Raw genomic sequence first — 14,462 nt, 5'->3', positions numbered from 1 at the left:
AAGTACCTTGCGCTTCCTTAGTGGTTGGACGATGTGTACCCCCACAGTGGACTTTCACCACCAAGATAGTTGCCATGCCTGGCACACATAAAAAAGCCTTCAATCAAAAGATTGAAGGCTAAAGTATTAGTCTACCATATGATCGCTTCCGAAGAAGTTTTTAAACATTTGGAATGTTGTTGAACGGTTCAATGCTGCGATCGAAGTAGTTAATGGAATTCCTTTAGGACAAGACTGCACACAGTTTTGTGAGTTCCCACAGTTTGCTAGTCCTCCATCTCCCATTATCGCTTCTAAACGCTCATCTTTATTCATAGCACCTGTCGGATGACTATTAAATAAACGAACTTGTGAAAGTGGTGCAGGTCCGATAAAGTTAGATTTGCTATTAACATTCGGACAAGCCTCTAAGCAAACACCACAAGTCATACATTTTGATAATTCATATGCCCATTGACGTTTTTTCTCCGGCATACGAGGACCTTCACCAAGATCATAAGTACCATCAATTGGAATCCATGCTTTTACCTTTTTCAAGGAATCAAACATACGGCTACGGTCAACCTGAAGGTCACGGACAACTGGGAATGTACGCATAGGTTCAAGACGAATCGGTTGTTCTAATTGATCTACAAGTGCAGAACATGATTGTCTTGGTTTTCCATTAATCACCATAGAACACGCACCACAAACTTCTTCTAAACAGTTCATGTCCCAAGTAATTGGAGTTGTTTTTTCGCCTTGTGCATTTACCGGATTACGACGAATTTCCATTAATGATGATATTACGTTCATATTTGGACGATACGGTAATTCAAATTCTTCTTGATAAGGGGAAGAATTCGGATTATCTTGGCGAGTTATTATAAAGCGTACCGTTTTTTGTTCACTCATCCTTATTTCTCCTCTTTCGTTTTAGTTTACTCGCGTTCACGAGGCTTATAAGGAACATTAATAGTGGTTTAAAGTCTAGAACCAAGATTAATGTTTCTTAGTATAGTCACGCTCACGAGGCTTAATAAGGGATACATCTACATCCTCATAGCTAAATTGCGGTGTATTAGTTGCAGCATCAAATTTAGCCATAGTAGTTTTTAAAAATTCTTCATCATTACGTTTAGGGAAGTCTGGTTTGTAATGAGCCCCACGACTTTCATTACGATTTAAAGCACCGATAGTGATAACACGTGCAAGATGAAGCATGTTTTTCAATTGGCGTGTAAATGCTGCCCCTTGATTACTCCATTTAGCTGTATCATTCACATTGATGTTATTGTAACGTTCCATCAACTCAAGAATTTTATCATCGGTCTTTTTAAGTCTGTCATTGTAACGAACAACAGTTACATTATCTGTCATCCATTCTCCAAGTTCTTTATGAAGAATATAAGCATTTTCGCTGCCATTTAATGATAAAATATCGTTCCACTTTGCTTCTTCTTTCTTAACAGCATTATCGTAAATAGAAGAAGATAAGCCATCTGAACTTTTTTCTAATCCATTAATATAATTTACTGCTTCAGGACCAGCTACAGTTCCGGCATAAATAGCAGAAAGTAGTGAATTGGCACCTAAACGGTTCGCACCATGTTGAGAATAATCACATTCTCCAGCAGCAAATAATCCTGGGATGCTTGTATGTTGTTTATAATCTACCCATAATCCACCCATTGAATAGTGAACAGCAGGGAAGATTTTCATTGGTACTTTATGTGGATCTTCACCAACGAATTTTTCATAAATTTCTATGATTCCACCTAGTTTAACATCTAGTTCATGTGGATCTTTATGGGAAAGATCTAGATAAACCATGTTTTCACCATTGATTCCAAGTTTCATATCTACACAAACATTGAAAATTTCACGTGTTGCGATATCACGCGGAACAAGATTTCCATATGCTGGATATTTTTCTTCAAGGAAGTACCATGGTTTACCATCTTTATATGTCCAAACTCGTCCACCTTCACCACGAGCAGATTCACTCATCAAGCGAAGCTTATCATCTCCAGGAATCGCAGTTGGATGAATTTGTATGAATTCACCATTTGCATAAGTAGCTCCTTGTTGGTAAACAATAGAAGCTGCAGAACCAGTATTAATAATTGAGTTAGTAGATTTTCCAAAGATAATTCCAGGGCCACCAGATGCCATGATTACAGCATCAGCTTCAAAAGCTTTAATTTCCATTGAAGTTAAGTTTTGAGCAACTATTCCACGACAAATTCCTTCATCGTCTTGAACAACCCCCAAAAATTCCCATCCTTCGAATTTGTTAACTAATCCTGCTACTTCATGACGGCGAACTTGCTCATCAAGAGCATATAGTAATTGTTGACCTGTAGTTGCCCCAGCAAAAGCTGTACGGTGATGCTGAGTACCACCAAAACGACGGAAGTCCAATAATCCTTCTGGAGTACGATTAAACATTACACCCATACGATCAAATAAATGAATAATTCCAGGTGCTGCCTCACACATTGCTTTAACAGGCGGCTGATTCGCTAGAAAGTCCCCACCATAAACAGTATCATCAAAGTGGATATATGGTGAATCTCCTTCACCTTTCGTATTCACTGCACCATTAATTCCACCTTGTGCACATACAGAGTGAGAACGTTTTACTGGCACTAATGAAAATAAGTCTACTTGTTTGCCTGCCTCTGCTATTTTAACTGTTGACATCAAGCCGGCTAAACCGCCGCCAACTACGATGATTTTCCCTTTACTCACTCGAGACTCACTCCTTTTTAAAAACATGCTCCGAACATAATAATAATTTCCTTATAAGGCTTAAACGAAAGCGAAGATTGCTCGAATACCAATGATGGATAACACAACAAATACAACTAATACAACATATGAAGATATTTGTTGGGAACGTGGTGATTGAGTAATACCCCAGCTAACACAGAAAGACCATAAACCATTTGAAAAATGGAAAGTTGTTGCAATTAAGCCCACTATGTAGAATGCGATCATCCATGGATTAGAGAAAACATTTTCCATAAAGCTATAATTCATTTCTTCTCCGAATGCCATTTGAATACGAGTTGAATATACGTGCCATGCTAAGAAAATTAGCACGATAATTCCGGATACACGTTGGAATAGGAACATCCAATTTCGAAAAAATCCTAGTCTGCTCGTATTATTTTTTGCTGTGAATGCAATATAAAGTCCATAAATTGCATGGAACAGCAATGGTAAATAAATAAAAATAAATTCAAGAAAGATAAGGAACGGTAGACTTTCCATAAAACCTACAGCTTTATTGAAAGATTCTTCTCCACCTGTAGCAAAATGGTTCACAACTAAGTGTACAATTAAGAAAAGTCCAACTGGTATTACACCTAGCAATGAATGCAATCTGCGATTTAAAAACTCACGATTTCCGGCCACATTTTACCCCCCTTAATAATAAAAGCGTTTGTGCATAGCAAAATGATTCAAAAAATTTTTCTTGAATTTACTATGCTTTAAGTATATAGCATTTATGTGACATATCCATTTTACTCCTGCACTTAGAGACCGTCAAGGAAACGGATACACAAATTCGACATATAATCTAATACTTTTTCATGTTATCCTTCATATAATCATTGATAATACACAAATTGATTTTGATGATAATATGCCTCAAATTATTAGAAAAATTTTTTAAAACCTTCTTACCAAAATTTATATTAAACTGAAATAAATTTTTGTATATAATAAAGGCATAGAGAAAGAGGGGAATAACGTGAAATCTTCTGCAGAATTAGAACAAAAAACTACTGAAATTGATCTTACAGTTCCAGCATTCGGATACGAACTTATTCGGGATATACTACTACCTGAAATATTAGGAAAAGAAACAGCAGATATATTGTATTGGGCCGGAAAACACCTAGCTCGCAAGTTTCCGTTAATGTCAATAAATGAAGTGATCTCCTTTTTTGAGGAAGCTGGCTGGGGAACTCTCCATATCACAAAAGAAGAAAAAAATGGGATGGAATTTGAGCTATCAAGCTCGCTTATTAGCAGACAATTCGAAATGAAAACCGAATCATGTTTTAAATTAGAGGCGGGATTTTTAGCAGAACAAATTCAATCACAAAGAAAAATGCGAACAGAAGCATTTGAGGAAATTATTAAACGACATAAAAAGATTAAAATACTTATACGTTGGGATTTTAAAGACCTAGATATTTAAAAATAGGGGCTGTCTGACACTTTGCTTTTCAGATAGCTCCTATTCTTCTTTTTGCTCCAGTATTCTAAAGTCAACTGCTTTTATTTTATTTTTTGCCCCACCGAATCAAGTTCAAATGCTGTATGAAGAATTCGGGATGCTTCAATCATATGATTTTCTTCAATTACCGTTGATACCTTAATTTCTGATGTACTGACCATCTTAATTTGAATATTATTTTTTGCTAGTATGTCGAACATTTTGGCTGCTACTCCTGGATTTGAAATCATTCCAGAACCAATAATTGATACTTTGGCAAGATCAGATTCATATTCGAAATGATCAAATCCTAAAGCTTCTTGATACTGTTCGAGTATGTCAATTGTTTCACGCAAATCATCATTTTTTATTGAAAAAGAGAGATAGGTATCTTCACCAACGGTTAAATTTTGAATAATAATATCAACATTTATGTTTCTTCTTGCCAATTTATTAAAAATAGAAGAAAGGTTGTTGTAGCCATTTTTCAATCCGAAAACAGTAATTCTTGTGATTGCCCCCTCAAATGCTACTCCACGAACAATTAAACTTTTTTCCACAGCTATTTCCTCCTCAATTACAGTCCCAGATTCTTTAACCAAGCTCGAACAAACCTCTAATGGAATTTGGTGATTTTTCGCAAACTCCACCGCTCTTGCATGCAAAACTCCAGCACCAAGATTTGCCAGCTCCAGCATCTCATCATACGATATTGCTTCAAGTTTCCTAGCACCAGGGATGTATCTAGGATCAGAAGTAAATACACCCGTTACATCTGTATAAATGATGCACTTATCTGCTGCTAATGCTGCTGCTAAAGCTACTGCTGTTGTATCTGAACCACCTCTGCCTAATGTCGTAATTTCCCCATTTTCTGTTGCTCCTTGAAACCCTGCAACGATTACAATTTGTTCTTCTGCAAGATATTTCTTTATTTTATTTGGATCAATATCAATAATACGAGCATTACTATGTATATTTTCCGTCAATATACCAGCCTGCCATCCGGTAAATGAGATGGCTGAATGACCTTTCTCAGCTAATGCCATTGATAAAAGGGCAATAGTAACTTGTTCGCCCGTTGATAGTAGCATATCCATTTCCCTTTTACTCGGGTAAGAAGATAGCTCCTTAGATAAGGCAACAAGTTGATCAGTTGTTTTTCCCATCGCAGATACGACAACAACTACTTTGTGGCCTTTCTTCTTTTCCTCTAAAATTCGATTTGCTGTATTTTTAATTCTTTCTACATCGCCAACTGATGTCCCGCCAAATTTTAGTACAACTAACCCCAATGATTTCGCCTACTTTCAACAAATGATTTTGTAGTTACAGCCAAATGTAAAATAAAAACAAAATAAAAAAGCAATGAGAAATCTATCTCATTGCTTGTGATGACGTAACTAAAACTTATTACGAAAAACACTTTGCGAGATAGCTCTCCAAGATGAACGAATCATCTTGACAGTTCAGCACTTCTTAAATACATGAACCAGCAAAAAAAGGAATGAGCCTGTTTTCACTTCGGCAAAACTACCTTTCAAAGCTTTTCATAGAATCTCATCATTCTCCAAGCATCTACTCTTTAGTTTTGCACCTCTATCACTTATTAGTAATAAAAGTTTATTAAATTTTTTATCATTATAGCACAAGCTTATTTACTTGACTATACTTAATTAACGTAGTTTTCAAAAGATTGATGTAATATTTAATTTATATAGTTTTTAAAGAAGGCTCTTTTCGTATAAATTGTTGTTTTTAGACTATAAACTTAGTCCGTTGATTTCCGCTCCAGACACTTGCTTTCAGCGGGGAGGGATGGGAGCCTCCTCGGCGTTACTCGCCTGCGGGGTCTCCCACTTCCCTCTTTTTCCCGCAGGAGTCAAGTGCCCTCCGCTACAATCAACTCAGATTGTTAATAAAATATCACTATAATAGCAACAAACTTTACGAAAACAGCCTTAAAGAAAGAACTTAGGGCATCATTTCGTGAGAAAATTATTCCTATAGTTGTATGCTAGTTCATTAAATTTTCTATTCCAAAATATCAAAATTTACGAACAAAACTTTAATCCTCTAATTTTTCTTTTAATGCTTCCGCTGCGGCTTGAGGAATTCCCAGCTTAACAAAGTCGTCAATAGAGGCTTCTTTCATATTCTTCATCGATCCAAAGTGACGAAGAAGAAGTTTTTTTCGCTTCGGACCAATTCCCGCAATATCATCTAAAATAGACTGAAAGGCGGTTTTACCTCTAAGCTGACGATGAAATGTAATGGCAAATCTGTGTACCTCATCTTGGATCCTTTGCAATAAATAAAACTCTTGGCTAGTCCTTCCTAAAGGAACAACTTCTAAAGGATTACCTGCAAGCAATTGAGAGGTTTTATGTTTTTCGTCTTTTGCTAATCCTGCTATCGGAATTGATAAGCCTAGTTCATTTTCTAAAATATCCCTTGCTGCTTCGATTTGCCCTTTACCACCGTCTATTATAATTAAATCAGGCAGAGGAAGTTCTTCTCGTAATGCTCTACTGTATCTTCTTCTTACTACTTCTCTCATAGATTCATAGTCATCTGGACCTTTAACCGTCTTTATTTTATATTTACGATACTCCTTTTTATCTGGTTTTCCATCAATAAAAACAACCATCGCGGATACTGGATTAGTACCTTGAATATTTGAGTTATCGAATGCCTCAATACGATGAGGTGTATAAATCCCCATTGCCTCACCTAGGCTTTCAACAGCATTAATTGTCCTTTCTTCATCCCGTTCAATTAATGCAAACTTTTCTGTTAAAGCTATGGTCGCATTTTTTTCAGCTAGCTTGATTAATTCTTTTTTTTGTCCTATTTTAGGCTGAATGATTTTTGTTTCCAGTAATTGTTCAGCTAGAGTAGAGTCTACAGCTTCCGGAATTAATACTTCCTTCGGTTTAAAGTGATTTGGTTTTAAATAAAATTGTCCTAGAAAAGTTAAAAATTCTTCTTCTGGTTCATTATATATAGGAAACATTGAAACATCACGTTCAATGAGCTTACCTTGACGAATAAAAAAGACTTGTACACACATCCAGCCTTTATCAACTGAATAGCCAAATACATCTCGATCAGCCAAATCAGTCATTGTTATTTTTTGTTTTTCCATTGTTGCTTCTATGTTAAGAATTTGATCTCGGTATTCTTGAGCTCTTTCAAATTCTAAATTTTCTGCTGCATCTTCCATTTTTTTCGAAAGCTCTTGTTTAATATCTTTATACCCGCCATTTAAAAATCTTGTAATATCATCTACTATTTCTTTATACGTTTCTTCGTTCACTTCATTTACACATGGTGCTAAGCATTGTCCTAAATGATAATATAAACAAACTCGATCTGGTAATGTTGAACATTTTCTAAGTGGATAGATTCGATCCAATAGCTTTTTCGTTTCGTTTGCGGCCTGAACATTTGGATAGGGACCGAAGTATTTCCCTTTATCCTTTTTTACCTTACGTGTCGTTATTAACTTCGGATGACGCTCATGCGTAAGCTTGATATAAGGGTAGCTTTTATCATCCTTTAACATAACATTGTATTTTGGATCGTGCTTCTTGATTAAATTCAATTCTAAGATGAGTGCTTCGATATTTGAGGATGTGACAATATATTCAAAATCTTCAATTTCACTTACAAGTCTTTGTGTTTTCCCATCATGGGAGCCCGTGAAATATGAACGAACCCGATTTTTTAAAATTTTCGCTTTCCCAACATAAATGATCGTTCCTTGCCTATCTTTCATCAAATAACAGCCTGGATGATCAGGCAGGAGAGCTAATTTATTCTTGATTGTATCATTCATACCTTTCTACCTTTCTGGAGGTTAGGTGTTATATCCTAAGATTTTAAAAAATCCGAGTCATTTGGACTCGGATGTAGTATTTATTATAAGTGTTTATTTACTAACTCAACTAAAGCTTCTTTAGGTTGATAACCAATAACTTTATCTATTTCTTGACCATCTTTCATTAAAATTAGTGTTGGGATGCTCATTACGCCATATTTGCTAGCTGTTTCTTGATTTTCATCCACATCAACTTTTACAATTTTAACTTTATCGCCCATTTCACTATCTAATTCTTCTAGAACTGGTGCAATCATTTTACATGGTCCACACCAAGTTGCCCAAAAGTCTATTAAAACTAGTCCTTCAGAAGTTTCTGAAGTGAAATTTTGATCAGTTGCATGAGTAATTGCCATTTATTCATGACCTCCTAAATATAACTATTAAAATGCTTGTTCAAAAAGGAGGACAAAAAGAGCCGAGAAGTTCGAGGAAGCGAAGCCTGCGAGCACCGAAGCGTATGCTTTTAATACGTGAGGAGCTGAGCAGCAAGCTGACGAAGAAATTCGACAACTATTTTTCCCGGACTTTTTGAACAACCTCTTAAAACTAATGCTAACGCAAGTATAACATCGATTATTAAGAGAAGCTAATGATTTGTTTCAGTTTTAAACTTCCCTTATCATTCTTAGATATTCATTAGTTTCCTGAGTTGATTTATACGTTGACTAGTCTAGTGCAAGCCGTCTGTCTCCTCGAGGTCAAAAACGAGTAACATCTTTCCCCAAGGCTAACCGAGTTCCACCTGCTTTTCTTATAACCGAATGTTCTTTAATCTTAGGGAGTTTAATACAACGGAAACTGAACTAAACGCCATTGTTGCACTTGCAAACCACGGTGGCAAAAAACCAGTTATCGCCAACGGTATACTTATAATATTATATATGAATGCCCATAAAAAATTTTGTTTAACATTCCTCATCGTTTTTTTACTTATAATGATTGAATCAGCTATTCTATTCAAATCACCGTTCAATAAGGTAATATCTCCAGAATCAACCGCTATGTCGGATCCATTGCCCATTGCTATCCCAATGTTTGCTACGGTTAGAGCAGGTGCATCATTGATGCCATCACCTACCATTATTACTTGTTTTCCTTTGTTTTGATATTTTTTTATCCATTCTGCTTTCATTTCAGGGGTTACCTCGGCCTTTACATGATTAATGCCTGTCCGATTAGCAATTGATGTTGCAGAATTTATATTATCTCCCGAAAGCATTATGACTGTTAATCCCATGTTTTTTAATCTAGTTATTGCTTTTCCAGACGATTCTTTAATTTCGTCTGCTACTGCAATAATTCCATGAATATGATGGTCAATTGAGACTAGAACGACCGTCTTCCCTTCCTGTTCCAACTCATTTACCTTTTTTTGAACTTCCGATAATACGATCTTGGTTTGCTTATTAAAGAAGCTAGGATTTGCAATGATTATTTGCTTACCATCGGCAAATGCCTTTATCCCATGTCCCGGAATCGTATTAACATTTGCTAAAGTTGGTATAGTATCCACTTTTTTTTCTACTTCTTTTATTATAGCCTTCGCAATAGGATGATTAGTATTTTTTTCAATTGCACCAATCAATTGCATAAATAATTTTTCTTCAAGATTTCGCACAAATATATCCGTTACTACTGGTTCCCCTTTCGTAATAGTCCCCGTTTTATCTAATACAACCATATTATTTTTAGCAAGAAGTTCAATCATTTTCCCTTCTTTAAAAAGAATGCCTAATTGTGCAGCTTTGCCGCTTCCGACCATAATCGAAGTTGGTGTAGCAAGACCTAATGCACATGGACAAGATATAATCAATACGGCAATTGTTTTTTCTAAAGCTTCATTTACATGTCCAGGACTTAAGTATAAATACCATAAAACGAAAGTAGCTGCAGCAATGACAATAACAATAGGCACAAATATTGCTGTGAATTTATCTGCAATATGTTGTATAGGTGGTTTAGATATTTGTGCTTCTTCAACTATTCCAATAATTTTAGATAAGAAAGTTTCAGATTCTTTTTTAGTTGCTTTTATTTTTAACAATCCGTTTTCATTAATCGTACCAGAGTAAACAGTATTTCCAATGTTTTTTTCAACAGGCAAACTTTCACCAGTAAGCATAGATTCATTAACCGATGAAAATCCTTCAATCACCTGCCCATCTATTGGGATTTTTTCTCCTGGCTTCACTAATAAAATATCCCCTGGTACTATTTGATGAATGAATGTTTCAGATTCTATACCATCCATATATTTCGTTGCGGATTTTACTTGTAATTGGTTAAGCTTTTTTATTGCATCTATCGTTTTTCTTTTTGTCTTAGCTTCCATCAGTTTACCTAACAAGACAAAGGTAATAATGAGTACACTCGTTTCATAATGAAGCACAGTTGGTTCTGCTGAAGAAAAAGTTAAATAATGGCTATAAAAGTATGCTGCAGAGGTACTTAAGACAACAAGCACATCCATATTTGCACTTCGATTTTTCAATGCACTCCAAGCACCTTCATAAAAGGGGTAAGCGATGATAAATTGTACTGGAGTAGCCAAGGCAAGTTGGAACCATGGTTGTAAAAATAAATTCGGAACAGATATGTAAAATAAATTGAAATGAGCCAACATCGTCCAAATTAATGGAAGTGCAAGAATTAATGATATTAAAAATTTCCATGTAAGAATATTCATATCTTTCCTTTTTGAATCGGTTAAATTATAGTTATTTCGAGATACAATCGCTTCATAGCCAATTTTCTTTATTCGATTCAAGATAATGAGCTTACTCGTTAGATTGGGATCAAACAAAACCCTCCCCTTTTCTGTTGCTAAATTTACATTAATCTTGTGAACACCCTCCATTTTCGAAACAATCTTTTCTATCCTAGTGGAACATGCACTACAATGCATCCCTTTAATATCAATCTGCATCGTTTCGATCACTATTTTCACCAGCTTTATTCCATCGTTTTTAATAGTGTATTTTTGTAAACTTGGACTAGAACTTCATTGCAATTTTTGTATAAAAAAGAAGTCGACACTGCAGGAATAACCAAATGAACGCTCTCTGTTATGTATAACTTGATCAAGTATAGTTGTCATAGCTAAACCCACTTTATGCATAAAGAACATGATGATCCCTGCTAATTGTTGATCGAGTTGTATATTGATTAATGGCTGAATTAATTTTGTGGTTTCGGTAGGAGGAAAGCATAGATTCAACATTTGTAATAACATCGGATTAACTGATTGAAAAGGCAAGAAAAGAAACAAAAGACATGCGGGAGTTATGAACCATACATTTAATTTCATCAAGCTTTTTTCAAAACAGACATTTTGATTGATTTTTGATGATATCAATGGAATCCACATGAAAATTGATAAAATAAACAGGAACCATGTAAACAAGGTATGATAGCTTTTTTGTGTTGTAACAAACTCTAAAAATGCTGGTGTATGATAAATATATAAGAAGAATGCAAAGATGATCATAATAATAATCGGATCTAATTTTATTTTCTTCATAAACAAAAATCGAAATAGGTCCTTAGGGATGCCGAACAGGAGCAGCGGAGGAATAATAAAATAAAGCATGCTTATTTGGAACATATGTGTTGTAAACGAGATGTGGCTTATTTCCGCTATGGGGCTCCCAGCTAATAAGTAAAATAGACACATTCCGATGATAAATAGTAAAGAATGCTTACCACTGCTTTTCCTATAATAAATGAAGAAATAATAAAAACATAAAAGAAGGAGGGAAACTACAAGAAGAGGGAAATTCCAATCTAAACGATTTGCAAGGATTATATAATATGGCAAGATACCACTCCTTTTTTCATTGTTAGAGGTGAGAGGTTAGATGAAAAAACCTTGCTTCAATTTTATTTTATTTATAAATCTATGGTGACATGACAAGGAATTGATAAAAAAAAAGAACCGGCTAATATCAATATTTAGCCGGTTCTGTTTATTACTTATTCTTTGGTAACAGTGTTAACTTATCTCCTTTCAAAGCACTTTCGTTTAATGTAGTTTTATGATAGTTTCCATCTACCCAATCTACGATCTGATCATGATACCATTTGCTACGGAAATTTCCTGATTGACCAGGTCCTACAATATGGTATCCTGTCTGCATATCATTCGTATCAATAACAAACCTCCATGATGCTCCGTGGTCGACAATTCCATTTTCTTTATAAGATGCTGCCTGTACAGTTACTTGACTTCCACCTATAGCTACTGGCTTTTCATTATTAAAAAAGAATTTTAAAATATCAGAGACTCCTGAAATAGGGTGAGCAAAATATAGTTGATGATATTTTCCCCATTTCCATTTTGTTGGGTTGCTGCCATATTGCTTACTTAATTTTTCTAGAACATGGTTAAGTGAAACTGACAAAACCGTTTTTACTCCACCTTTTTCTTTTACCCAAGGTCCCTCATTATCCTTCAACGCATCCCTTAATATGTTGTCAACTACTTGTTGTTTTCCTTCAAATATCTCCAACACTTTATTAGGAATGGTACCCTCGAACAAAATTTTCGGTATTTCCTTCATCCAGAGATGAAAGATAAGTGGTGCCGCTTTATCTTTGTCATCTGTAAAATCCCAATTTTTCAGCTCATTTAACGCTTCTTTCTCCATATCAGAAAGTTTTGCATCATTTAACACATTTAATAGTAATGGAACAAATTCTCGTGCATAAAGATTGGTTTGATCCATCTGTAATTCTTGCATGTCTTTTACTGATAATTTATCTTTTTCTTTTAAAACTTCCTGAATCCGCATTTGGCGATAAGGTTGTGTCCATACATGACTGATATGATATGGATAGCTGTCATCAATTACCTTATTATTAGCACTCGATATAAATCCTTCCTTCGGATTAATAGTTTTAGGAAGTTCGTCATATGGAATATACCCCTTCCAGCCATATTCATCAGTCCACCCAGGAACTGGTAATAGTCCGTCACCTTTTTTTCGAATCGGAATTTTTCCATTCGCCTTATAAGCAATTGTGCCATCATTTGATGCAAATACAAAGTTTTGTGTAGGTGTATGGAAATCTTTTAAAGCGCTTTCGAATTCATTCCAATTGGTCGCCTTATTCATATTAAGTACAGCCTCGAGTTCTTTAGATGCCTCTAAAGCTGTCCATTGCATCGAAAACACTGTATTATCCTTGTTTTTATAAGCAAATTCAGAAATAACTGGACCGTGTTTTGTAATTGTCACTTTATAAGGTATCGTTTTCTTTCCTTTTACTTTTATAGGTTCATCAACGACACTTGCATCATACCACTTGTCATTATATAAAAATTGAGTAGAGTTTTTTGGATTGCGTTTTTCAATATATAAATCCTGTACATCTGGACCAGTATTTGTCACTCCCCATGCAATATGCTCATTTGCCCCAAGTATGATACCAGGTATTCCAGCAAAGATTACTCCGCTTACATTGATATCTTCGGCTTGTAAATGCATTTGATACCAAATCGATGGAGTAGCCAAAGAAAGGTGTGGGTCATCAGCTAAAAGCGGTTTACCGGATTCACTTTTATCTCCACTTACAACCCAATTATTACTTCCATTAAACTCAGGAGGACTAATCGCTTCTGCAAAGCTTTTTTCAATATTAATATTTGTGTCATTAAGCTGTGATATGATCAAAGGAGCATCCTTTGGATATTTTGGTAACAAATCCTTTGCTTTTTCCTCAGGTAAATTTTTTAAAGCCCAATAATTAAATGCTTGAGCCTCCCAGTGTCCTCCAAGATCAAAAGCCATATATTTTCCGATTGTTAAAGAGTCTATTGGTGTCCAAGGGTTTGGTTGATAATTTAATAAAGTAAATTCAATGGGTAACTTTTTGTCTGCAATTGCTTCTTTCATATATGCGTTCACACCATCAGCAAACCATTTTAATGCATTTTTACTTTCACTATCGTATATTGAATAGGAGCTTTCAGCCGCTCTTCTTAATCCAAGGGTCCGAAAAAATTTGTCATTGTTTACTGTTGCTTCACCAATAACCTCACTTAATTGTCCAGAAGCTTGCCTCCTGCTTAAATCCATTTGAAAAAGACGGTCCTGTGCGACGACATATCCTTGGGCAAAAAATAAATCATGCAGGCTTTGCGCTTTAATATGAGGGACCCCTTTTTCATCTCTTGTAACATCAACAGGTTTATTGACCCCTTTTAAATAAACTTGACCTGTTGTTTTTGGCAATGATCGTAAGCTGTAAAAGTTAGCAAAAATAATCGCAGCTATAATGAGTAGCGCTAAAATAATTAACGTCCAGATTAAAGGCTTTTTCCATTTTTTCGTCTTTCTTTTCTGTTCTATAATTACTTCCATC

10 protein-coding genes and 1 riboswitch are annotated in these 14,462 nt (G+C 35.3%); of the genes, 1 reads left to right on the top strand and 9 read right to left on the bottom strand.

All coding sequences use genetic code 11. The features are described 5' to 3' along the window. Positions 1 to 126: 126 nt before the first annotated feature. The 3 genes from sdhB to ACQKP0_RS17885 all read right to left on the bottom strand — a co-directional run bounded on the left by sdhB (position 127) and on the right by ACQKP0_RS17885 (position 3,402). Entirely contained in the window at positions 127 to 894 is a 768-nt protein-coding gene (sdhB, locus tag ACQKP0_RS17895; RefSeq protein ID WP_427407187.1) for a succinate dehydrogenase iron-sulfur subunit, read from the bottom strand. 87 nt (positions 895 to 981) lie between these two features. Further along, positions 982 to 2,733 (bottom strand): succinate dehydrogenase flavoprotein subunit, encoded by a 1,752-nt coding sequence (gene sdhA, locus ACQKP0_RS17890; RefSeq protein ID WP_427407186.1) that lies wholly within the window; start codon positions 2,731 to 2,733, stop codon positions 982 to 984. 60 nt (positions 2,734 to 2,793) lie between these two features. Further along, the gene (locus ACQKP0_RS17885) at positions 2,794 to 3,402 is read right to left on the bottom strand and encodes a succinate dehydrogenase cytochrome b558 subunit (RefSeq protein WP_427407185.1); all 609 of its coding nucleotides are present in this window, start codon (positions 3,400 to 3,402) and stop codon (positions 2,794 to 2,796) included. A 340-nt stretch (positions 3,403 to 3,742) separates the two neighbouring features. On the opposite strand from ACQKP0_RS17885, the gene ACQKP0_RS17880 reads away from it, so the two are divergent. Then, the gene (locus tag ACQKP0_RS17880) at positions 3,743 to 4,195 is read left to right on the top strand and encodes a YslB family protein (RefSeq protein WP_427407184.1); all 453 of its coding nucleotides are present in this window, start codon (positions 3,743 to 3,745) and stop codon (positions 4,193 to 4,195) included. Positions 4,196 to 4,275: 80 nt separating this feature from the next. On the opposite strand, the gene ACQKP0_RS17875 is transcribed toward ACQKP0_RS17880, so the two are convergent. The 6 genes from ACQKP0_RS17875 to ACQKP0_RS17850 form a co-directional block, all read right to left on the bottom strand. Further along, on the bottom strand, positions 4,276 to 5,508 hold the full coding sequence (locus tag ACQKP0_RS17875; protein ID WP_427407183.1) for an aspartate kinase: 1,233 nt from the start codon (positions 5,506 to 5,508) through the stop codon (positions 4,276 to 4,278). Positions 5,509 to 5,640: 132 nt separating this feature from the next. Next, positions 5,641 to 5,823, bottom strand: a riboswitch (Lysine riboswitch). Positions 5,824 to 6,281: 458 nt separating this feature from the next. After that, positions 6,282 to 8,054, bottom strand: coding sequence for an excinuclease ABC subunit UvrC (uvrC, locus tag ACQKP0_RS17870; protein ID WP_427407182.1), 1,773 nt, complete (start codon positions 8,052 to 8,054; stop codon positions 6,282 to 6,284). A gap of 83 nt (positions 8,055 to 8,137) precedes the next feature. Next, a complete protein-coding gene (gene trxA, locus ACQKP0_RS17865) occupies positions 8,138 to 8,452 on the bottom strand; it encodes a thioredoxin (protein WP_427407181.1) in 315 nt (104 codons plus the stop codon). Positions 8,453 to 8,850: 398 nt separating this feature from the next. Then, positions 8,851 to 11,046: a heavy metal translocating P-type ATPase gene (locus ACQKP0_RS17860; protein WP_427407180.1), complete on the bottom strand. Its 2,196-nt coding sequence runs from the start codon at positions 11,044 to 11,046 to the stop codon at positions 8,851 to 8,853. Positions 11,047 to 11,100: 54 nt separating this feature from the next. Next, positions 11,101 to 11,916: a cytochrome c oxidase assembly protein gene (locus ACQKP0_RS17855; protein WP_427407179.1), complete on the bottom strand. Its 816-nt coding sequence runs from the start codon at positions 11,914 to 11,916 to the stop codon at positions 11,101 to 11,103. 151 nt (positions 11,917 to 12,067) lie between these two features. Further along, positions 12,068 to 14,461 (bottom strand): penicillin acylase family protein, encoded by a 2,394-nt coding sequence (locus tag ACQKP0_RS17850; protein WP_427407178.1) that lies wholly within the window; start codon positions 14,459 to 14,461, stop codon positions 12,068 to 12,070. Position 14,462: the final 1 nt, after the last annotated feature.

It is taken from the genome of Heyndrickxia sp. NPDC080065, assembly GCF_050281185.1.
In the GTDB taxonomy this organism is placed as follows: Bacteria; Bacillota; Bacilli; order Bacillales; family Bacillaceae_C; genus Heyndrickxia.
This window is presented reverse-complemented; position numbering and strand designations above follow the sequence as displayed.